Below are 23,830 nucleotides of genomic sequence, written 5' to 3' on the forward strand. Positions count from 1 at the left end.
AACGTGGTGCAATTTAGGAAAATAGTTAAATGGAACCGATCGCAATAATTGGTATTGGCTGCCGATTTCCTGGTGCAAAAGACCCAGAGGCTTTTTGGGAGCTTTTGCGTAACGGCGTAGATGCCATCACAGAAATACCCACAAATCGATGGGATTTGAGTGAACTCTACGACCCAGACCCGGAAATAATTGGCAAAATGAACTCGCGGTGTGGCGGCTTTTTGCAACAAGTAGACCAGTTTGACCCCCACTTCTTCGGAATTTCGCCGAGAGAAGCCATGTCTATGGACCCCCAGCAACGACTTCTGCTAGAGGTGGCTTGGGAGGCATTGGAAGATGCTGGACAGGTGCGAGAACAACTGTTGGGGACACGCACTGGTGTGTTTGTGGGGATTTCATCAGCTAACGATTACAGTTTAATTCAAGGAGAGGATTATTCTAATCGACCCAATAGCTACGATCTGACTGGTAACGCATTGAGCGTTGCGGCTGGTCGCCTTTCCTATCTATTTAACTTTCGGGGGCCGAGTATGGCAGTTGACACTGCCTGCTCCTCCTCACTCGTTGCAGTTCACCTCGCCTGTCAAAGTCTATGGAACAAAGAGTCTACCCTGGCTTTAGCTGGGGGTGTGAATATCATTGTTTCACCAACTGGTAATATTGGCTTAACCAAGTTAAAAGCTCTGTCTCCCGATGGTCGTTGCAAAACCTTTGACGCACAAGCCAATGGCTATGTTCGCAGTGAGGGATCTGGTTTTGTTGTCCTCAAACCTTTATCTCAGGCTCTGGCAGACAATGACCAGATATATGCACTCATCCGTGGTAGCGCCATCAATCACGATGGTCGCAGCAAAGGGCTGACTGTGCCTTATGGCCCTGCTCAAGAAGCACTGATTCGTCAGGCTTTGGAGAATGCTGGGGTGACACCAGACCAAATCAGCTATGTTGAATTGCACGGTACTGGCACTCCTTTGGGAGATCCCATTGAAGCGATCGCTCTGGGAACTGTTTTGGCTACTGACCGTCCTGCTGGAAATTACTGTGCTGTCGGCTCGGTAAAAAGCAACATTGGGCATTTAGAAGCAGCCTCTGGCATCGCTGGTTTAATTAAAGTTGCGTTATCCCTCAAGCATCAACAGATACCGCAAAATCTGCATTTTCACCAGCCTAACCCTTACATTCCTTTTGACACTCTGCCCATCCGAGTGCAGCAGTCTTTGACTCCTTGGCCTCAAGGGTCTAATCCAGCCAAGGCTAGCATTAGCTCTTTTGGGTTTTCCGGAACCAATGCCCATGTCGTCCTAGAACAGCCTCCCCAATCCAGTTTAGTTAAGGATGATCTGTTGAGTCAGGCAGGGGGAGAGAAAAAAGGCTATTCCCAGTCCGCAGAAATCTCTCAACAGCAGGCTTACTTACTACCCCTGTCTGCCCATAGTCTAGAAGCGGCGAAATCACTGGTGCAGACTTATCATAACTTTTTAGAAACTCAAGAGCTTAATACTGTTTCACTGCAAAATATTTGTTATACAGCCAGTGTCAGGCGCACTCACCATGAACACCGCTTGGCTTTTTTGGCTGATTCTTCGGCAGAACTCCAAGAGCGGTTACAAGATTTTTTACAGGGCAAGTCAGATGCTCACCAATCTTCTGGTCGCAACCATCGCCATCGCCGTCCGAAAATAGTTTTCGTTTTCTCCGGTCAGGGGCCGCAATGGTGGGCTATGGGTCGGGAGTTACTAGAACAGGAACCAGTCTTTCGCGCCACTATCGAGGAGTGCGATGCGCTGATAAAATTGCATACTAATTGGTCTTTATTAGCAGAACTGACAGCAGATGCCTCTCAATCTCGTTTGCAAGAGACAGAGATTGCCCAACCAGCGATTTTTGCCCTGCAAGTGGCGCTGACCCATCTGTGGCGTTTTTGGGGTATTGAACCGAAGGCGGTGGTGGGTCATAGTCTGGGTGAAGTAGCAGCAGCCCATATTGCTGGCGTTCTGAGTTTAGCAGATGCTGTGCAGCTAATTTGCGATCGCGGTCGCTTGATGCAACAAGCTACTGGCAATGGTAAAATGGCAGCAGTGGAATTGTCGCCAAAAGACACAGAGTATTGGTTGCGTGGATACGAAGGACAATTGGCGATCGCTGCTATTAATAGTCCCACTTCCACAGTAGTTTCGGGAGAACCTGCTGCCATAGAATCATTTCTAGAGTTACTCCAACGCGAACAACCAACGGTTTACTGCAAGTTGCTACCTGTGAATTATGCCTTCCACAGCCCGCAAATGTTACCCTTTGCTGAGGAATTGGTAGAAACACTAGATCAACTCCAGCCACAAGCAGCAAAGATTCCCATCTTCTCAACCGTCACAGGTCAGTCTAGTAATGGTGCAGATTTCGATGCTGCCTACTGGGGACGCAACCTACAGCAACCCGTCCGCTTTGCACCAGCAATTGAGGAACTGGTAAGTGCAGGTCAAACTATTTTCCTGGAAATTAGCCCCCACCCAGTACTTTCAGGGTATATTTCGCAGTGTCTGAGTCATCTTGGTCAACAGGGAACGGTATTATCTTCTCTACGACGCGGGCAGCCAGAACGGGCAACGCTACTTAGTTCTTTAGGCAACCTTTACACTTTAGGATTTACTGTTGACTGGCAGCAACTATATCCATCTGAATGTCAGGTTGTTAGCCTACCCTCCTATCCTTGGCAGCGCGAGCGGTATTGGTTTGAACGTAAACCCCAAGCAAAGCTATCAACTGGCAAGACAAATCTGCATCCGCTATTAGGTCAGCGAGTACGTTCAGCCCTCAAGGAGACTTTATTCGAGTCCGAGTTGAACATTAATTTGCAGCCTTACCTAGTCGGACATCAGGTTTACGATATGGTGGTTTTGCCAGGGGCGGCTTATTTGGAAATAGCCTTAGCTGGAGCAAAGGCAGCCCTGGGTTCAGGATTCAATTCTCTTGAGCAGGTACTGATTCAGGAAGCACTAATTATCCCAGAGGATGCTAGTCGGATTGTCCAATTAATTCTGACACCTGAAAATGCTGGGCAAACTTCTTTCTATATCTTAAGCTTGGCAGATGATGCTACCTCTTGGATACAGCACGCGACTGGAAAAATCAATGCTGGGCAGATAGACCCAGTGCAAACATTTGTTTCTTGGAATGAACTCCAGGCATCCTTTGACGAACAATTATCAGTCGAGGCATACTATCAACAACTACGCGATCGCGGATTGCAGTATGGGCCGAGTTTTCAGGGAATTGAGCAACTCTGGCGACGCGAAGGGGAAGCTCTAGGACGAATTTGGCTGCCAGAGGCATTAGTATCAGAGGCAGAAGCTTATCAGCTGCACCCAGTATTAGTAGATTCTGGTTTCCAGCTTTTGTTTGCCACCTTGGGTAGTGCAAAAGAAGGAGATACTTATCTACCAGTAGGTTTGGACAGTTTGCGGGTATACCGTCGCCCTGAAACGCAATTGTGGATTCATGGTCAAATTCGTCCCAAGGATAGTTCAAATCAGGAAACCCGCACGGGAGACCTGCGCTTTTTCGATGATGCTGGACAGATCATAGTAGAAATTGAGGGTTTGCAGGTCAAGCGTGCGAAGCTTCAAGCATTGCAGCACAAAACACACGAGGATCTCAGCGATTGGCTCTACGAAGTGAAATGGCAGCCCAGAGTGTCTCAAAGCCAGTATCTGCCAGCGGACTACATACTCAGTCCCCTGCAAGTTAGCGCGCGCGTCCAGCCCGATGTCGCTCAGTTATGCATTCAGCATGGACTGGAAATTTATGACGAGCTATTTTTTCAACGCGAGATTTTGAGTGGCGCTTACGTGGTGAAGGCTTTCCAGACAATGGGTTGGGAGTTTCATCCACAGCAGCGCTTGACAACGGGCGAGATAGCAAAGCAGTTGGGTGTAGTAAATCGGTATCATCAGTTACTGGGTCGGCTGTTAGAGATACTACAGGAAGAAGAGATACTTACACAGGTAGGCTCCAAGTGGCAAGTTTGCCGAGTACCTGAGAAAGCAGCCCCCGATGAAAGATATAGAGAACTTTTGGCTCAATACTCAGCCGATGAAGCCGAGTTAACCTTACTTGCACAGTGCGGTCAAAAGTTGCCAGAGATTCTCAGGGGAGAGTGTGACCCACTACAGTTGCTGTTCCCCCAAGGATCTTATGCTCCAGTAGAAAAATTGTATCAAAATTCACCAGGCGCTAGAGTGTTTAACCTGCTCGTGCAAAAGGCGGTGTCAATCGCCCTAGAGCGCTTGCCGGAGGGACGAAAAATTCGGATCTTGGAAATTGGTGCTGGAACTGGAGGGACGACATCTTATATGCTGCCTCAACTGCCAGCAAATCAAACAGAATACGTGTTTACCGACGTATCCTATTTGTTTTTGTCAAAAGCTCAGGAGAAGTTTTGCGATTACCCGTTTTTGCAGTATCAGCTTTTGGACATTGAACAAGACATTGAAACCCAAGGATTTGATCTCCATCAATTTGATGTGATTTTGGCAGCCAACGTGATCCATGCCACAAGCAATGTCCGACATACTTTGAACCATGTCCAGCAACTTTTAGCCCCAGAAGGGATACTGGTATTGCTGGAGGGAACAGGACGTCAGCGTTGGTTAGACCTAATATTCGGGTTGACAGAGGGCTGGTGGAAATTTGCAGATAGGGATCTGCGACCTGTCTACCCCTTACTTGCGCCGCAGCAGTGGCAGGATGTGTTGGCAGAAATCGGATTTACACAGACAACATCAATACCACAAATAGAGGCTAACGACAGCACTTTATCCCAACAAGCTGTAATTATCGCTCGTGCTCCTGGGGCGAAGACGGAAACACAGCAGATGCAGGTTATATCCCCTGCGCTAGAACCGCAGAGCAACTGGCTGATTTTTGCCGACAACAAGGGTATTGCTCAGAAGCTAGCTTCCCAGATTAAATCCCGTGGCGAAGCTTGTGTTACAGTCTTTGCTGGCGAGTTTTATCAACAGTTAGGGGAAGGAGAATACAGGGTCAACCCAGAACAGCCTGAAGACTTTCAGCAGTTACTCAAGCAGGTCGTGGGGAATGATCAACTGCCATGCCGTGGAATAGTGCACCTGTGGAGCTTGGAGGCCGCGGCACCAGAAGTGATGACAGCATCTGACTTAGAAGCAGCGTCAGTCCTAGTATGCCGCAGTGTACTTCACTTGGTTCAGGCTCTAGCCAAAGCAGAATTTTCTGAGTTACCCTCTCTGTGGTTAGTTACTCAAGGTGCTCAGGCAGTGGGTTCAGAAGCGTCTCCCTTAGCAGTGGCTCAGACACCTTTGTGGGGTCTTGGCAAAGTAATTGCCCTAGAGTATCCAGAACTTCATTGTGTGTCAGTAGATTTAGATCCCGCAGATGCAGAGGCGAAAGCTCTATTTGACCAAATCTGCTTGGGGTATCCAGAAGGCAAGGAGAATCTCGCCTTTCGTCAAGGACAAAAATATGTCCCTCGTCTAGTGCGTAGCCGCAGACTTGAACCACAGCCTTTGTACTTGCAGTCTGATGCCACCTACCTGATTACGGGTGGTTTGGGAGGTCTCGGTTTACTGGTTGCCCAGTGGCTGGTCGAGCAGGGAGCGCGACACTTGGTGTTGATGGGGCGTAGGGGCCCTGGCGATGAAGCCGAAACCGCCTTGAGCAAGCTTGAGCAGATAGGCGCTCAGATTCTGGTGGTTCAGGCTGATGTGTCTCAGTCACAGCAAGTGGCCAAGGTGCTGGCGGAAATCACAGCATCTATGCCGCCGCTCAGGGGAGTTATCCATGCAGCAGGCGTTCTTGATGATGCGGTGTTAGCACGGCAAGATTGGGAGCAATTTGCCAAGGTGTTGTCTCCAAAAGTGCAAGGAGCCTGGAATCTGCACGTCCTCACTCAGAACATACCTTTGGACTTCTTTGTTCTCTTCTCTTCAGCCGCCTCTTTGCTTGGCTCACCAGGTCAAGGAAACCATGCAGCAGCCAATACTTTTTTGGATACTCTGGCTTATTATCGACGATCGCAAGGGCTGCCAGCTCTGAGCATCAACTGGGGAGCGTGGGCTGAGTTAGGAGTTGTTGGGAAGCGCAACTTCAGCGAGATGACGAGTATGCAGGGCGTAGGCACTATTGCACCGAAGCAAGGGATACAGGTATTAGAGAAGGTGTTTCAACATCCCTCTGCTCAAGTCGGGGTAGTACCGATAAACTGGTCGCAGTTTATGCAGAGATTTACAAATGATACTGTCCCAGCATTTCTTGCCGAGTTAGCGCGTGAAGTAGGCTCACAGGTCAAAGTTGAGCTAGCGTCGGTGCAACAGCTTGAGTTTCTGGTGCAATTAGAGAAGGTTGCTCCCCATCATCGCCAGGAAATGTTACTTGCTCACGTCCAAGACCAAGTTGCTAAAGTTTTGGGTCGAGGTTCGTCCCATTCCTTAGAACCGCATCAAGGTTTCTTCGACATCGGTATGGACTCTCTAACCTCCATCGAGTTGCGGAACCGTCTGCAAACTTCTCTAGGGCGCTCTCTGTCTTCAACATTAATCTTTGACTATCCAACTCTCGATACTCTTGCTAAGTATCTGGCTAATGAGATGTTTTTTGTGGAACAGTCCACAGAATTGCCCACGGCGATTGAGAACAATCATCATGAACAGACTATCACCTCGGCAGAACTCAAACAGCTTTCAGAAGAAGATGCAGAGGCATTACTGCTCAAGGAATTAGAAAGCATTAGGTACTAGTCAACAAGCTCACCTACAAGGGGTGAGCCTTTTCCTTGAATCGCCGCTTTGTACGAGCAGTAACCAAGTTTAATTTACTGATTAATTGGAGGATTTTATGGAGAGATTAGCTATTATAGGTGCGGGTATTTCTGGAACACCAGCAGCATATTACCTACAAGATCAATACGATATTGATATCTATGAACAAAGCAACCGAGTGGGTGGACATGCTAACACAATAGAGGTTTTTGAGGGAGACAAAAGTTTTTTCATAGACACGGCTTTTGTAGTTTTCAATAAACCAAATTATCCCTGGTTGACCCAATTTTTTAAGGATTTAAACGTTGAAACTCAAAAGCATATAGGGGGGTTTAATTTCTATAATTTAGATTCAGGAATACAATTCAGTTCCGAGGAATTTGATCTAAAAAGAGCAGAAGTCGAGCAGAATTGTAATCCTGATTTTCTCAGCTTATATGACGAAGCCAATCGCTTCTTTACTCAGTGTAGAAATGATTTCTGGGAAGGCAAAACAAGAATTCCCATGAAAGATTATTTAGACAAAAATAATTTTAGCCAGGAATTCACAGATAATTTCGTTATGTTGATGGGTTCAGCTGTCTGGTCAATTCCTACAGATTCGCTGATGGATTTTCCGGCGTCTACCTTTATTAGCTTTTTTATGACTCATGATAAAGGAGGGCTGGGTGGAAAATCTGTAGAATGGGAAACAGTTACTAAAGGTAGTTCAAGATATGTAGAAAAAGTAAAATCTTTACTGAAGCGACCTATTAGAACTGGACAAAAGGTTATCTCAATTAAACGAGAGCAAAACCAGGTTATTATTAAGACTGCAACTGGGGAAGAAGTTTTTGACAAAGTTATTATTGCAACTCATGCTGACCAAGCGCTACAAATTTTAGAAGAACCAACGGATTTGGAAAGAGAATTACTTAGTAGTTTTAAGTATCATGAAACTGCGGTAACATTGCACACTGATTCTGCTGTCATGCACCCGAATAGAAATACGTGGAAATCATGGAACTATGGACAAATAACCAGAGATGAAAAAAATTCTACCTTTGTAACTTATTACTCTAATATGGTGCATAATTTTCAAGCAGAAAAAGACTATTTTGTATCTCTTGATACTCCTCCTATGGAACTTGATAAAAACAAAATTATTCAGGTGATCAACTATAAACATCCAGAGTATGACATGAATACCTTAGAGGCTCAAAAACAGCTTCATAAACTAAATGATACAGGCCCTGTCTATTTCTCAGGAACTTATTTTCACATCAAGAAAAGAGGAATCGATTCTTATGGTTTCCATGAAAGTGGAATTGCTAGTGCCTTAGAAATCGTCAACAAATTAAAACAGGCATAGCAATTTGCTTCAACTTTCATAGTTCGCCAATTTTTCACCTATATAGAAATAGGGAAGGTATTGATATGAGTAACAATTTAGAAAACTCCCAACCTCTATCCCCAACAAAGCGCGCTCTTTTGGCCTTGCAGGAAATGCAAGCGAAACTAGAAGCCAACGAACGTGCTAAGACAGAACCAATAGCCATCATTGGTTTAGGTTGCCGATTTCCAGGAGGCAGCAACGATCCAGAATCATACTGGCAGATGTTGCGTAATGGGATAGATGCCATTGTAGAAGTACCAAAAGACCGCTGGGATATTGACGCTTACTATGACCCAAATCCTGATACTACAGGGAAAATGTATGTCCGCAACGCCGGGTTTCTAGACCAGGTAGATCAGTTTGACCCCCAGTTTTTTGGGATTGCCCCTCGGGAAGCTGTGAATATGGACCCGCAGCAACGGCTACTCTTAGAAGTGAGTTGGGAAGCCCTAGAAAATGCTGGACTGGCACAGGAGGGGCTAGTTGGTAGTCCAACTGGGGTTTTTGTCGGGATTATGAATCTGGATTATTTCCAGGTAGCAGCCAACGACCCCAGTCTCGCCGATGCCCATACTGCCACTGGTAGCGCTTTTAGCGTTACTTCTGGTAGATTGTCTTACACTCTAGGTCTACAAGGGCCAAGCATGGCAATAGATACAGCCTGCTCGTCGTCCTTGGTGACCATCCATATAGCTTGCCAGAGTTTACGTACAAGAGAGTGTAATTTAGCTCTGGCTGGGGGAGTGAATTTGATTCTGACACCAGTCGTAACTATTAATGAATGCCGAGCGAGGATGCTAGCTGCCGATGGTCGCTGTAAAACCTTTGATGCTACGGCTGATGGCTTTGGGCGGGGAGAAGGGTGCGGGATTGTAGTTCTCAAACGCCTAAGTGATGCGATCGCTGATGGTGACAATATTTTAGCCCTAATTCGGGGGTCGGCAGTCAATCAAGACGGTCGTAGCGGCGGTTTAACGGTTCCCAATGGCCCATCTCAGCAAGCAGTTATCCGCACAGCTTTGGCTAACGCTGGGGTAACGCCTAATCAGGTGAGTTACGTCGAAGCCCACGGCACAGGCACATCACTAGGAGACCCTATCGAATTGCGGGCCTTAGCAGCAGTACTAGGTCAAGGACGTTCTCCAGACCAGCCTTTGATAGTTGGTTCAGCTAAAACCAACATGGGACACTTGGAAGCAGCAGCTGGGGTGGCGGGTTTAATTAAGTTAGTGCTGGCTCTGCAACATCAAGAAATACCACCTCATCTACACTTACATAACCCTAATCCTTATATACCTTGGGCAGAACTGCCAATCAAAATTTCTACAGAACTCACTCCCTGGTCTTCGCCCAACGGATCGCGGATCGCGGGTCTGAGTTCCTTCGGTTTTAGTGGCACTAATGCTCATTTGGTGGTTGAAGAAGCGCCAACCCGTCAGCAAAAGCCAAAGGAAGTAGAACGCCCCCTACATCTGCTCAGTCTCTCCGCAAAAACTGAAGACGGATTACAGGAGTTAGCCAGTAAATTCTATACTGCATTTAAAGCTCATCCTGATCTGAACTTAGCTGATGTCTGCTTTAGTGCCAATACAGGTCGCTCTGTATTTGCTAATCGCCTAGCAGTAATAGCTGAAAATTCAGCCCAGATATGCGAACAGCTAGCAGCCTTCAGCAGTGGTAATCATCTATGGGGAGTATTGAGTGGGCAACCTCAAGACAGTCGTCGGCCTAAAATCGCCTTTTTGTTCACCGGACAAGGTTCCCAATATGTAGGCATGGGATACGAACTTTATGATACCCAGCCGACTTTCCGCCAAGCTCTAGAGCGGTGCGATGCGATCTTGCGCCCTTATCTGCCAAAACCCCTGTTATCTGTAATTTATCCCGCCACAGGTGAGAATTCCCCCCTCGACCAAACACTTTACACCCAACCAGCTTTATTTGCTTTAGAATATGCCCTATATGAGTTATGGCGCTCTTGGGGAATTGAGCCGAATGCCGTGATGGGTCACAGTGTCGGCGAATATGTAGCAGCTTGCGTAGCTGGGGTGTTCAGCTTGGAAGATGGGTTGAAGTTGATTGTCGATCGCTCCCGTTTGATGCAAGCATTACCACCAGGGGGTGAGATGGCGGCGGTATTTGCATCGGAAGCGCAGGTGGTCGCGGCGATTGCTCCCTATACTCAGCAAGTGGCAATCGCGGCGGTTAATGGCCCACAAAATATAGTCATTTCCGGTGAAGGCGTGGCTTTACAGGCGGTGTTAAAGGAATTAGAAGCCGAAGGAATAGTGACTCGTCCCTTAACAGTATCTCATGCCTTTCATTCTCCCCTGATGGAGCCGATGCTAGCGGAGTTTGAGCAGAAAGCAGCAGCAGTAACTTATGCGACTCCCCGGATAGACTTGATTTCCAATGCGACTGGACAAATTGTACAGGGAGCAGAAATAGGTCAAGCCAGCTATTGGCGTCGTCATGTGCGGGAGACGGTGCGATTTGCCGCAGGTATACAGACTCTCCAAGCCCTTAGTTATGACCTGTTTGTGGAAATCGGCCCAAGTCCCATACTGATCGGTATGGGGCGGCAATGTTTACCAGAAGGAACTGGGGTTTGGTTATCAAGCTTACGCCGTGGACAAAACGATTGGCAGCAGTTGCTCCAGAGTTTAGCCTTGCTTTATGTCCAAGGGGTGAATGTGGACTGGTCTGGCTTTGACCACGATTATCAGCGTCGCCGCCTGCCTCTGCCTACCTATCCCTTCCAAAGAAAGCGTTATTGGTTTGAGAGCCAAGCACCTAAACAGCCAGAAGTACAAATTATATCAAACAAAAATCTTGAATCCCCGATTCACAATCTTTTACAATCTGGAGATAGCCAACAACTAGCTCGGAAGTTAGAAATAGTTGAACAACTGCCAGCAACACAAGTGCAATCCATCCTGGAGAGTATGCAGCTTGCGAAACTTTCTCAACGTATTGTCGAGCTTTCTCCAGACAGATATGAGCTACTTAAACAGTTGCTCTTACAAGATCAGCAGCACTTGATTCTGGATTATCTGAGTGATTCATTATACGAGGTGCAGTGGCAACCCCAAGAGCGTTTGAGTCTACCGCCTATTTCGGTTAACCAGCCGGGCAAATGGTTGATATTCGCAGATCGGGCTGGTGTGGGACAGGCGCTAGCAGAACTGCTGCGATCGCGCGGTGAAAAATATGTGATGATTTATCCTGGCGAAGCCTATGAAATCTTAGAAGCTGGACATCGGAAAATCAACCCAGCAAATCCTCAAGACTGTCAACGACTATTGCAAGAAACTCTCGGAAATAATGGTCTGTCGTGTCGTGGAATAGTGCATCTGTGGAGTTTAGATGCAGCAATGGACGACCAAATTACACCATCTTCTTTAGAGAAGGCGCAACTACTTGGCTGTGGCAGTGTACTGCATCTTGTTCAGGAACTGGTAAAACAGAGTAAGTCAGCATTAACTCGGTTATGGTTGATAACTTCTGGCACACAAGCAGTGGAAACAAAACCCGTTTCTCTAGCAGTAGCTCAAGCACCTTTGTGGGGAATGGGCCGGGCGATCGCGCTGGAGCATTCTGAAGTTTGGGGAGGGTTAATAGATTTAGATCCTAGTATCTCTAGCGATCGGCAAGCTCTTTCTCTATTAACAGAAATTTGGCAGCCTGATGGCGAGGATCAACTCACCTTACGCGGGGAAAAACGCTATGTTGCTCGTTTGGTGCGTAGCAATAAACTGCCATCTAAACCTGTGCAATTGCAAGCTGATGGTACTTACCTAATTACTGGCGGCTTAGGTAGTTTAGGGCTGAAAGTTGCCCAGTGGCTGGTAGAACAAGGGGCACGAAACTTGGTGCTAATAGGACGCAGGGGCCTTCCCGATCGCGCTACATGGGCAACTTTGCCAAAGGATACCGAAATCTGGGAACAGGTGCAGGCGATTCAAGCCTTAGAAAATATGGGTGCTAATGTCGTCGTTGCTCAGGCTGATGTCAGCAACCAGGCTCAAATCTCTGCGGTTTTTGAACAGTTACACAATGCTCAAATTCCTTTAAAAGGAATTGTTCATGCTGCTGGAATAGCTGAGTATCAAGTATTACAAGACATCAACCTTAAGACCCTTGAATCCACTCTGCAACCGAAGGTAGCGGGTGGGTGGCTCCTACATCAACTCAGTTTGGGGATGAATTTAGATTTCTTCGTTTGCTTCTCTTCAATTGCTTCAGTATGGGGTTCTAGAGGACAAGCACATTACGCCGCTGGCAACCACTTTCTCGACGCCCTTGCCCATTATCGCCAAGCCTTGGGAGTACCAGCTTTAAGCATAAATTGGGGCCCTTGGGCAGGCGGTGGGATGGCTTCGGAAGAAACCCAAACCTTATTAAAGCGGATGGGGTTAGAACCTTGGCAACCAGAAGAAGGGATTGCAGTCTTAGCACAGCTTTTGGGTACAAACATTGTCCAAACAACAGTGGCTAAGGTTGACTGGAATATCTTCAAAGCAGTTTATGAAGTCAAGGGACAGCGATCGCTGCTCAAACAAATTGGTACACAGCTACAAGAACAAGGTGAAGTGCAGCCAGCATTGCGCCCACAGTTTTTAGAGCAATTAAACGCTCTACCAGCCAACAAACGTCAAAGTTTCTTAATTGCTCATCTGCAAAGCCAAGTTGCTGAGGTTTTAGGACTAGAGCCATCCCATTTGGCAGACGTACAACAGGGCTTTCTCGAACTAGGCATGGATTCCTTGATGGCTGTGGACTTGAAGAATCGCCTTGAAGTCAGTTTGGGACAATCCTTAAGTTCAACACTAGTTTTTAACTATCCAAATATTGAGGTTTTAGCTAATCACCTGGCTACCCACATTCTTTCCCTAGAGCCATCTACACAACAGGAGTTACAAAAAGATCCCAAAGAATTGTCTCAAGCTTCAGTAGAGCTAGAACAATTTTCTGAAGACGAATTGGCTTCATTACTAGACGCAGAATTAGCCGCCTTGGTTAATTAGGGATGTAGGGAGGGTAATGTTTTAAGGCTGACGTGCTAGTAGTCTATCGCATTAGTTATGAGTAGTGAAAAAGTTCGTAGTAAGGACTTTAGTCCTAGATTTTTAAGCACTGAAGTGCTTACTACAAACTCATCAAAATTAATGACATAAACCACTAGTAATCTATCGCAAAAGTTTTGATAGGTAAATCAGTTTTAAATTTCTCTTCTTTCCTTCTTCCTTTGCGTACTTTGCGTCCTTTGCGGTTCGTTCTCTTATCCCTCAAAATTAATGCGACAGACCACTAGTTAGGTTGCCTTTCGCAAAGCTTCAACCCAACAAACCCCACAAAATATTGGGTTTCGCTCCTCAAGAGATTTTCACTCGACTGCATCAAAAATGCTCGATTTCCCGATAACTCTTTAAACACCCTCAGAAATTATTAAAATGAATAATATTCCCGAAACTATTGACCATCGCGATCGCTTAAAAAATGCACTGCTGGCAGTTAGAGAAATGCGCTCTAAACTTGACGCAATGGAGCGTACCAAGACAGAGCCAATTGCCATTATTGGTATGGGTTGCCGACTTCCGGGTGCTAACAATCTGCAAACTTTCTGGTCTTTGCTCCATGATGGAGTGGATGCCATCACTGAGGTTCCTGAAGATCGGTGGAACATTGATGAATTTTACGATCCAGACCCTGATGCACCAGGAAAAATGTATGTTAAAAATGCCGGTTTTCTAGACCAAGTAGACCAGTTCGACGCCCAATTCTTTGGCATTACCCCCCGGGAAGTTGAGAACATGGACCCCCAGCAACGGCTGTTGTTGGAGGTCAGTTGGGAGGCGGTTGAGCAGGCTGGCATTGCACCCGATCGCTTGAGGAATAGCCAAACCGGGGTATTTGTCGGGATTACCACCAATGATTATTTGCAACTCCAAACTGGGTCTAGCGATCGCAGCAAAATCGATGCCTACAGCGCTACAGGCAATTGTCTTAACGCTGTAGCTGGTCGCTTATCATATACTTTGGGTCTACAGGGGCCAAGTATGGTGGTAGATACGGCTTGCTCATCTTCACTGGTAGCCATGCATTTAGCCTGCCAAAGTCTGCGTAGCCAAGAGTCCGATCTAGCCTTAGCTGGTGGGGTGAATCTCATCCTCTCACCAATTGCTACCATTGCCACTTGTCGAGCCAGGATGTTAGCCCCTGATGGTCGTTGCAAGACTTTTGATGCTGCTGCCGACGGCTTTGCAAGGGGAGAAGGGTGTGGGGTTGTTGTTCTCAAACGCCTTAGTGATGCGATCGCTGATGGTGACAATATCTTAGCTCTGATTCGGGGATCAGCCGTCAACCAAGATGGCCCCAGTAGTGGTTTGACAGTTCCGAATGGGGTAGCCCAGCAAGCATTAATCCGTAAAGCCTTGGCTAACGCTGGGGTAGAGCCTGGACAAATCAGCTATGTTGAAGCCCACGGCACAGGAACATCTTTAGGAGATCCGATCGAAGTCGAGTCTTTGGGGGCAGTGTTGTGCCAAGAGCGATCGCCACAGGAGCCTTTAATCATTGGCTCGGCAAAAACCAACATTGGGCACTTGGAATCAGCAGCAGGGGTGGCGGGACTGATCAAGGTAGTGCTGGCACTGCAACATCAAGAGATACCGCCTCATCTGCACCTAAAAAATCCCAATCCTTTCATCCCGTGGGCAAAGTTACCAGTGCTGATCCCAACGCAACGAACGCCTTGGACTTCTGGAGATAAACCCCGGATTGCCGGGTTGAGTGGGTTTGGTGTAACTGGCACTAATGCTCACCTCGTCATTGAAGAAGCCCCTACCCGCCAGCAGCAGCCCAATGAAGTAGAACGCCCCTTACATCTGCTCAGTCTCTCAGCAAAAACTGAAAGCGGATTACAGGAGTTAGTTGGTAACTTTTACACAGCCTTCAGAGCTAATCTTGACATAAACCTAGCCGATGCCTGCTTTACTGCCAATACAGGCCGCTCTGTATTTGCCCATCGCTTGGCAGTGGTGGCTGAAGACTCAAATCAGGTGTGTGAACAGCTAGCAGCCTTCAACCTTGGGCAAAATACTGATGATTTCCTCAAAGGGCAAGTTGATAAATCCCGTCAACCCAAGGTGGCCTTTTTGTTCACCGGACAAGGTTCCCAATATGTAGGCATGGGACGCGAACTTTATGATACCCAGCCGACTTTCCGCCAAGCCCTGGAACGCTGCGATGCTATTTTGCGCCCTTATCTGCCAAAACCCCTATTGTCTGTAATTTATCCCGCCACAGGTGAGAATTCCTCCCTTGACCAAACACTTTACACCCAACCAGCTTTATTTGCTTTGGAATATGCTCTGTATGAATTATGGCGCTCTTGGGGAATTGAGCCAAATGCCGTTATGGGTCACAGTGTCGGCGAATACGTAGCAGCCTGTGTAGCTGGGGTGTTCAGCTTAGAAGATGGGTTGAAGTTGATTGTCGATCGCTCCCGTTTGATGCAAGCATTACCACCAGGGGGTGAGATGGTGGCGGTGTTTGCGTCGGAAGAACAGGTAATCGCGGCGATACCTAATAATCAGCAAGTAGCAATCGCGGCGGTTAATGGCCCACAGAATGTGGTTATTTCAGGGGCGCTGCCAGCAGTACAGACAGTGTTGCAAAAACTGGAAGCACAAGGAATTGAGTACCGAAGCTTACGGGTTTCTCATGCCTTTCATTCTCCTCTGATGGAACCAATCTTGGCAAAGTTTGAGCAACGCGCTAGCGAGTTGGTGTACCATGAACCTCAAATAGACTTAATTTCCAATGTGACTGGACAACTAGTGCAGGGAGCAGAAATTGGTCAAGCCAGTTATTGGCGTAGTCATCTGCGGCAGCCAGTACGATTTGCCGCAGGGATGCAGACACTCCAAGCCCTTGGGTATGACCTATTTGTGGAAATTGGCCCACATCCAGTACTTATAGGCATGGGGCAACAGTCTTTACCTGATGGCGTGGGAGTTTGGTTGCCTTCTTTACGCCGTGGACAAGACGATTGGCAGCAGTTGCTCCAGAGTTTAGCATCGCTGTATGTTCAAGGTGTGAAGGTAGACTGGTCTGGCTTTGACCACAATTATCAGCGTAGCCGCGTACCTCTGCCTACTTATCCCTTCCAGCGCCAACGTTTTTGGATTGATACAGCAGTCACTCAGCAAGAGTCAGTTCCAGTTCAGAAGCCAGAAATTCCTGCCATCAGCATCTCTGATACAACCCTAGAGGAGCGTATCCTAGCTCTAGCTGCTAAGACAACTGGACTCAAGTTAGAGCAATTAAATTTGGATATTTCCCTAGAGGCAGACCTGGGATTGGATTCAATCATGATGATGCAACTGATGAGCGGTCTGATAAAATTGGTTCCAGTAGACCAACAGACAGCATTTAGTAGCAAGTTCTCTTTGCGAGACTTGATGCAGTTGCAAACATTAAGGCAAGTAATTCAGATATTTGAAGAGTGGCAAACCTCAGATGAGCAAAACATCATCAGTGGTGGAGACGCTGTAGTTAGTAACGCAGAAAAAGTTAGTAGAGAGCAGGGTGAAATAAATAATGTGGAAATGCTTCATGGACAGTATTTTCACTTATTAGGTCACTGGGTGGTAAATTCCAACAGCTTGTTTTCTAGTTTACGTTTACAAGGGCCTTTCGATTTAGATATTGCTTGGCAGAGTTGGAAAGACTTGCTATCTCGGCATCCCATGTTGCGATCGCGCTTCCATGTCCCAGAAGGTGCGACTCGCTTTAATGAATACTTAATGGAAGTTATGGAAGATCCAACTCCTCCAGAAATTCCAGTTACAGATATTAGACATCTTGACAGTAATGCTAAAGAGCAGGCTGTACAGGCAGAAGTTGATCGCTGGTTAAATTATGAATGGCCCCTGACTAAATGGCCATTGCATAAATTTTCTGTATTGCGCTTAGAAGATTCGGTATATCAACTGTTTTTAGGCAACGAACACCTAATTTCTGATGCTCTGGGAAATCATCTCATATTGCGTGAATTTCTCGAAATTTATCGCGCAAATATCTGCAACGATCAGCCTGATCTGCCTCCAGCTACGACCTTAGAAGATTACCGCCAATTAGTGCAAGCCATGAACGCTTGGCACGATCCCGAAGAAGACCGAGCGCTGGCAGCCTACACTAGTAGCCAAGGCAAAGATTCTTACTTCTGGAACCCCAAAGGCGATATTGTTGACCACCCACGCCCCAAATTTCACACTCAACGGTACATTCTGGGACGCGATCGCACTGCTAAACTGATTGAACGTACCCGTGACTGGCGATTACCTGTAAATTCTTTGCTGCTGGGAGCTTTTCTGCGAGCCGTTGTCAAGTTGCAGCAGTCTTCACAATCTGTAATCGTTCAAGTCCCCACCGGTGGTAGAGTTTATCCTGGCGCGGATGCTTCTAATGTAGTCAGTAGTTTCGCGCAGAATTTAGCCCTGAGTTTTACGCCACCACAACCGGATGAAGATTGGCAAACTCTGTTAAACCGTGTGCATCAAGAAGTTCAAAATGGCATCGCCATCGGTCTAGACCGAGCGCAGACTCGCCAGATGGGGCTAATGTTCCGGGACAATATAGCCTTAGAAGACGGCAAAATACCTGAGCATAGTTTATCTATGTTTAGGAGCGTATTGAAATCAAATTTATACTTTCCCTTCACAGGGCATACCCATATCAAAACTCAATACGGCCCTGTAGAAGTAATTGATTATCAAGCAGGTGGCATAAATGCTGTTGGAACCATTGATATATTACAAGAGATATTCGACGGCAGTTTGCATCTGTTTGCTAGTTATGACTACAAATTCTTCGACTTGTCCGTTATTGATCAGTTAATGCAGGAATACATTGCTCAGATAGAGGAATTATGCTCACTGACAATTCAACCCCAACAGCCAACAGAACTGCTATCAATATCACAAGCAGATGCAAAAATTGAGTCCACAATTCGACAGGTAGCGGAGGAAATTTGTCACTACCAAATTAGTTCCGAGGAAATGGACAAAGATATGGAGGCGGATTTAGGTGTAGATTCCCTAGAACGTATCCGCATTATTACCCGCTTGGAAAAGCTAATTGGGAAAGTCGATCGCCAAGCCTTACTAAGTTGCAGGAGTTTACAAGAAATGGCAAACACACTGACTAAATGAGTGCTGAGTGAGGCGTTAAGCAATACGGTTGGGTTAAGGCTAGCACTCTTTTTTTTTAACTAAGGGACTTCCAAATAAAAAAATACCCAAAAAACTGGCGAAAAAACTCTCTTCTCCTCATTCCTCTGTGTTCTCTGTGCCTCTGTGGTTCGTTTATTTGAGTAATTTATTTCTTGGAAGTCCCTAACCGCAGAGGCGCAGAGAAGCCAGTGCGCCCTTGCGGTTCCCCGACTTGAAGCAACTGGCGCGACACAGAGAGAAGAAAGAGAAGGAAAAAATTGCTTAACTGAACTCTATTGAGGCGTTAAGAGTTATTATTTTCCCCTTGCTTTCTCCTGCCTTCTGTCTCCTTGTAATAATTTAAAACTTTAGTAGGAAATCATTGAGATGAGCAATATTACAGAAATTCCTTACCTAAAAATTGTAGAACAGGTTCAGCAAACACCCGAAGCGATCGCAGTTCTACATCAAGAAACTAAACTTACTTACGCCCAGTTACATCGCCTTTCTAATCAGCTGGCCAATTATTTGCGGACTCAGGGTGTCGGCCCAAACACTCTTGTCGGCATCATGACACAGCGCAATCCTTTAATGCTAGTCGGAATTTTGGGCATCCTCAAAGCTGGTGGGGCTTACGTTCCTCTTGACCCTTCCTACCCAGGCGATCGCATCCGTTACATTCTCGAACATGCTAAAATTGGCACTTTGTTAACTGAGTATCAAGTAACTAATAAACTTGAAGAGTGTTTGGATGCAGCGTTACCATTGCATACTTTGCTATTTTTGGACGATGGCAACGGGTTCAGTCCCAGCAAAGAACTAAACTTACTTAGTAAAGATACTTGGTCTACTTTCTCAGATCAAGATCCGCCCTATACTAACAATGCCGATGATTTGATGACGGTTCTATATACTTCTGGCTCCACCGGACGCCCCAAAGGAGTAATGCTCAACCATCGGGGTTATATGAACCGCCTACGCTGGATGCAAAATACATTCGGGCTGAAACCTGGAGACAGAGTTGCCCAAAAAACTTCTTTCTGTTTCGATATCTCCGTTTGGGAACTCTTCTGGACGTTGATGGAAGGAGCTACTATCTGTCCAGTAGAAAGGGAAACAGTAATCAATCCTTGGAAATTCGCTCAGTGGATCAAGGATACTCAAATCAATGTTATGCACTTCGTGCCTTCATTGTTTGGCGAATTTATCAGTGCTTTAGAAGATGAATCTTGGGAATTTCCTGGCTTACGCTGGTTAATTTTTAGTGGTGAAGCTTTGCCCTTACCTTTTATCCAACGTTGGATTGACAAGTATGGAATGGGTACTGGACTAGCAAACCTCTATGGGCCAACTGAGGCATCCATTGACGTGACTGCTCATATCATTGAGCAACGTCCTAATGAACAGGTGACTAATCAAATTCCCATCGGCAAAGCCATTGATAATGTTTACATCAAGATTTTAGATGAGCAAATGCAGCCAGTCGTACCTGGGCAGTTGGGAGAACTTTGGATTGGAGGTGTACAACTTGCCAAAGGTTACTTAAATGATTTGCAACGCACATCAGAAGCTTTTCGTCTCAATCCCTTTCTCCAAATTCCCGGAAATTATCTCTATCGGACTGGGGATTTGGCGAAGGAATTGCCAGACGGTAGTTTTGAATATCACGGACGGATCGACAACCAGGTAAAAATTCGCGGTTTTCGTGTAGAACTAGGAGAAATCGAAAGCGTTCTTAATACTCATCCAGCAGTGCGCGAAGCAGCAGTTTTAGCTGTAGATTATGGCGCTGGGCAGAAAAGATTAATAGCTTGGTTGTCTGGAAACAAGGTAGATAATCGACAAATCAAGGAACATCTCTCCCGACTACTACCTGATTATATGATTCCGCAACGTGTGGAATGGTTGCCCACTCTGCCTAAGAATCATAATGGCAAACTGGATCGTAATGCTCTCCAGGCGCTACTGAATAAGAGTCAGCCGAAACAAAAACCTGACGAAACCATTGATGCTGCTCAAGAATACTTACCACTGGGGCCGGCGCAGAAATGGCTGGTGACATACTTCGAGCCTCCTTATCAGTGGACGGGGTATACACGTTTTCGCTACCGCCAAGCTTTGAATTTGGACGTTTTCAACAAAGCTTTCAACTTGATGATGGCACGGCATCCTGCTCTGCGTACTTTGTTTGTGCAACGCAATGGACAATGGCAGCAGCAAATCATGGGTACAGAAAAGCAATTTCCTGTAGATTTCTTTGATGGTAGTCACCTGAGTGCAGCCGGGCGCGATCGTGAAATCCGCTCTCGCATCGAGCAAAGCAGTCAAAAACTGCGTCTTGAGCAGTGGCCGCTATTAGCAACAATCGTGGTCAAAGTTGATGAATCAACCTACGACATCACCATGATTGCACATCATATCATTGCTGATATGCTGAGTACAACTGTGTTATTTAAAGAACTTTGGTACGCTTATGACCGGATTTTGGTGGGTGGTGTGCCTAGTTTTGAAAACCCCTCGCCACCTTCCTACGCAGATTTTGTTCGTCTGCTTGTGGAAGAAGACAAAAAAGGAGCTTTGGCCAGCCACGTTGATTATTGGAAATCCCAATTTCCTTCTCGACAATATGCGTTTCATGTTCCCTTCGACCATATCAAGGGGACTAACATCGAAGCTTCTGCTGCTACTGAGCGATTTACTCTCACCAAAGCTAACAGTGACACACTGTTACGCAAAGCTAAACAGCACTATGGTTGCAATCTGTATACACTTTTGCTCGCTCCTTTGTACCAACTGACGGCTGTTTGGTGTGGGACTTCTTGGGTAGTGTTGAGTCATCGTAGCCACGGCAGGGATTTGGGCGATAACCACATTTTCTGGGAAAGCTTTGGTAACTTTGCAGTGAATTTCCCCGTCGGCGTAATGATAAACTATGAGGAAAAGTGGGAGAAAACCATCAAGTATATCAAAGATGGTTTTGATGCACTGCCAATGAACGGCGTCACCTTTGATTGGATATGCGATCGCTTGCCAAATTATATCTATCCTGATGCTAATCTGACATCGATTAGAGCCAATTACCTAGGGAATCGCACCCAACCTGTGTTTGAATTGTTTGAATTCATTGAGGAAGACCGCGATCGGCGTTTGTCCCCTCCTGAACAAAAACGCACAACCTTGTTAGAGTTTTTCTTTTCCATTATCGATGGCACTTTCCATTTAGAAATCGAATACTCTCGCAATTTTCATCTTCCTGCAACCATCAACCAACTGGGCAAGCAATACTTGGATCTGATAGAGAATATGCTTGCAGTTATATCGCCAGTAGAAGAAGGCGTTCGGCAGCGCAAATAACTTTAGGGAGTACTTGTGACGCAAGTCGTCGTTGCTGTTTACTCGAATGCTCAAAATAATTCCTCCATTCTTGGATTCAGCAACGCCAACATATTACTCTGACTGCAAATATATAACTTTACCAAAACAATGCAGGAAATTTCTTCAAAAGTATCAACTTCTCCCTTTTCCACAGGTTTACCAGCCTTATATATTATCGGTTTTATTTCCGGTATCTCTATGGGGCTGTTTACTCCCTTTATCTCAACGCTCATGGCTCAACATCAAGTTGATGATGTCTGGATTGGAGCTAATTCCACAGTATACTTTATGTCGATAACCCTGGGCGCACCCTTGGTGGCATATATATTGCGTCAATTAGGATTGCGTAAAACTATGATGCTTGGACTGGCACTTATGGGTTTGAGTGCGCCCCTATTTCCCATGACTACGCAATTGCCTTTATGGTTTTTAATCCGCACTATCATGGGTATTGCTTCCTGTTTGTACTTAGTGTGTGGACAAACTGGATTACACTGCTTTTGCCATGACAGTAATCGGGCAATAGCTAGCGGTTTTCATGCTCTAGCTTATAGCTTTGGATTTGGTATTGGCCCAGTTATAGGTTCCGCCCTCTATAGTGTTTCTCCAAAAATTACTTTCTTTTTAGGCAGTATTCTAGTTCTTAGTGGTATAGTTGTTGTCTGGATAGGTCTGCCAGAAAGAGCGATCGTTTTTCAACCTTCGTCACGTATTGGGTTCAAAAAACTTACACTCCCGCTTCAAGGTGCATTTGCCTATGGTTTTACCGTAGCTACTCTAGTATCTTTATATCCAGTGTATCTGCTGCGACAGAACTACAGCGTGGCGCAAATAGGTTTTACCTTTACTGTATTCGTGATTGGAGGTTTGCTTGCGACTATTCCAGTTACCCATTTAGCAGACAAATTTAGCAGATTAAAGATTCTTTTAATTTGTGTGTGTGTTTCACTAATTTCTATTCTGTCTCTTTCGTTAGCCGATAACTTCATTACTATTCAGATTTTTGCCTTTACTTCAGGAGCTAGCGTGAGTCCAATTTTCCCGTTATCACTGGCACTCATTGGAGCAAAGCTTTCTAGGAATGAATTATCTTCTGGAAGTGCAATTTTTACAGCTATATATGGTTCTGGATGTGCATCGGGGCCTATACTCTCCTCATTGCTAATGAAAATTTTAAACCCACAATACATATTTAGCTTAATTGTAATTATGTTTGCACTATTTCTAGCTCAATTAATGAGAAAAATTTAACAAAGCTAGCATCAAAACTACTAATTTATATTTTCATTTACACAAAAAACGCTAACAGGATAAAAAGCATGAAAGTTTCTATATTTTCCCAAACAAAACAAACACTAAATAGGAGAAATACTTTGGAAATTTATACAGATATTGAAATTTCAGCTAAAGCTGAAAAAGTCTGGAATATACTAACTAATCTGAATGATTACTCCAACTGGAATCCTTTTTTGGTCAAAGCAGAAGGAACGATTCAGAAAGGTGCTAAGATTACCATCCATGTGCAACCCCCTGGTCTAAAAAGTATGGTTTTTAATCCGACAATTGTCAAAAACGAAGAAAATCGGACATTGGCATGGGAAGGTAAGTTTATATTACCTGGTATATTTGATGGCGAACACACTTTCATTATTGAAGAATTGGGAAGTAAAAATGTTCGCCTTATCCAAAAGGAAATTTATACAGGTTTACTTATTCCTTTTATGGCAAAAAAGCTAAATCAAAATACTCTAAGTGGCTTTGAATTAATGAATCAGGCTGTTAAAAACTTAGCAGAATCATAAAGTTAATACTTTGCAATTAGTTGAGGGGGATTAACCGAATAATTCGTAATTCGTAATTCGTAAATTTGGAGTTTATTAATTAGTAATTAATTAATAATTAAATCATTGAGGGACAGAGCAAATACCTTTAGGTATGGGGTAATAATTACGAATTACGTTAGCGACGCGCAAAGCGATAGCGCAGCGTAAAGCCTTCTCTACGAGAGGCTGCGCCAACGGCATAGCAACGCTATGAGCGAGTCATCGAGCGTCGGAACGAGCGTCATTATCAAT

Annotated in this window: 7 protein-coding genes; all 7 read left to right on the forward strand. The window is 45.6% G+C overall.

Going from position 1 to position 23,830, the window contains the following annotated elements:
• Positions 1–29 precede the first annotated feature (29 nt).
• A complete protein-coding gene (locus tag LC653_RS21755; protein ID WP_229496858.1) occupies positions 30–6,767 on the forward strand; it encodes a type I polyketide synthase in 6,738 nt (2,245 codons plus the stop codon).
• Between the two features lie 97 nt (positions 6,768–6,864).
• Positions 6,865–8,139, forward strand: coding sequence for an NAD(P)/FAD-dependent oxidoreductase (locus LC653_RS21760; RefSeq protein ID WP_229496859.1), 1,275 nt, complete (start codon positions 6,865–6,867; stop codon positions 8,137–8,139).
• A gap of 65 nt (positions 8,140–8,204) precedes the next feature.
• Positions 8,205–13,190 (forward strand): type I polyketide synthase, encoded by a 4,986-nt coding sequence (locus LC653_RS21765; protein ID WP_229496860.1) that lies wholly within the window; start codon positions 8,205–8,207, stop codon positions 13,188–13,190.
• Positions 13,191–13,616: 426 nt separating this feature from the next.
• Entirely contained in the window at positions 13,617–18,380 is a 4,764-nt protein-coding gene (locus tag LC653_RS21770) for a type I polyketide synthase (RefSeq protein WP_229496861.1), read from the forward strand.
• A 387-nt stretch (positions 18,381–18,767) separates the two neighbouring features.
• Positions 18,768–21,734 (forward strand): amino acid adenylation domain-containing protein, encoded by a 2,967-nt coding sequence (locus LC653_RS21775; protein ID WP_229496862.1) that lies wholly within the window; start codon positions 18,768–18,770, stop codon positions 21,732–21,734.
• 129 nt (positions 21,735–21,863) lie between these two features.
• A complete protein-coding gene (locus LC653_RS21780; RefSeq protein WP_229496863.1) occupies positions 21,864–23,006 on the forward strand; it encodes an MFS transporter in 1,143 nt (380 codons plus the stop codon).
• Positions 23,007–23,074: 68 nt separating this feature from the next.
• Positions 23,075–23,557: an SRPBCC domain-containing protein gene (locus tag LC653_RS21785; RefSeq protein WP_229486582.1), complete on the forward strand. Its 483-nt coding sequence runs from the start codon at positions 23,075–23,077 to the stop codon at positions 23,555–23,557.
• Positions 23,558–23,830 lie beyond the last annotated feature (273 nt).

Origin of the sequence: Nostoc mirabile CHAB5784 (genome assembly GCF_020829645.1) — a bacterium.
Taxonomy (GTDB): Bacteria; Cyanobacteriota; Cyanobacteriia; order Cyanobacteriales; family Nostocaceae; genus Nostoc; species Nostoc mirabile.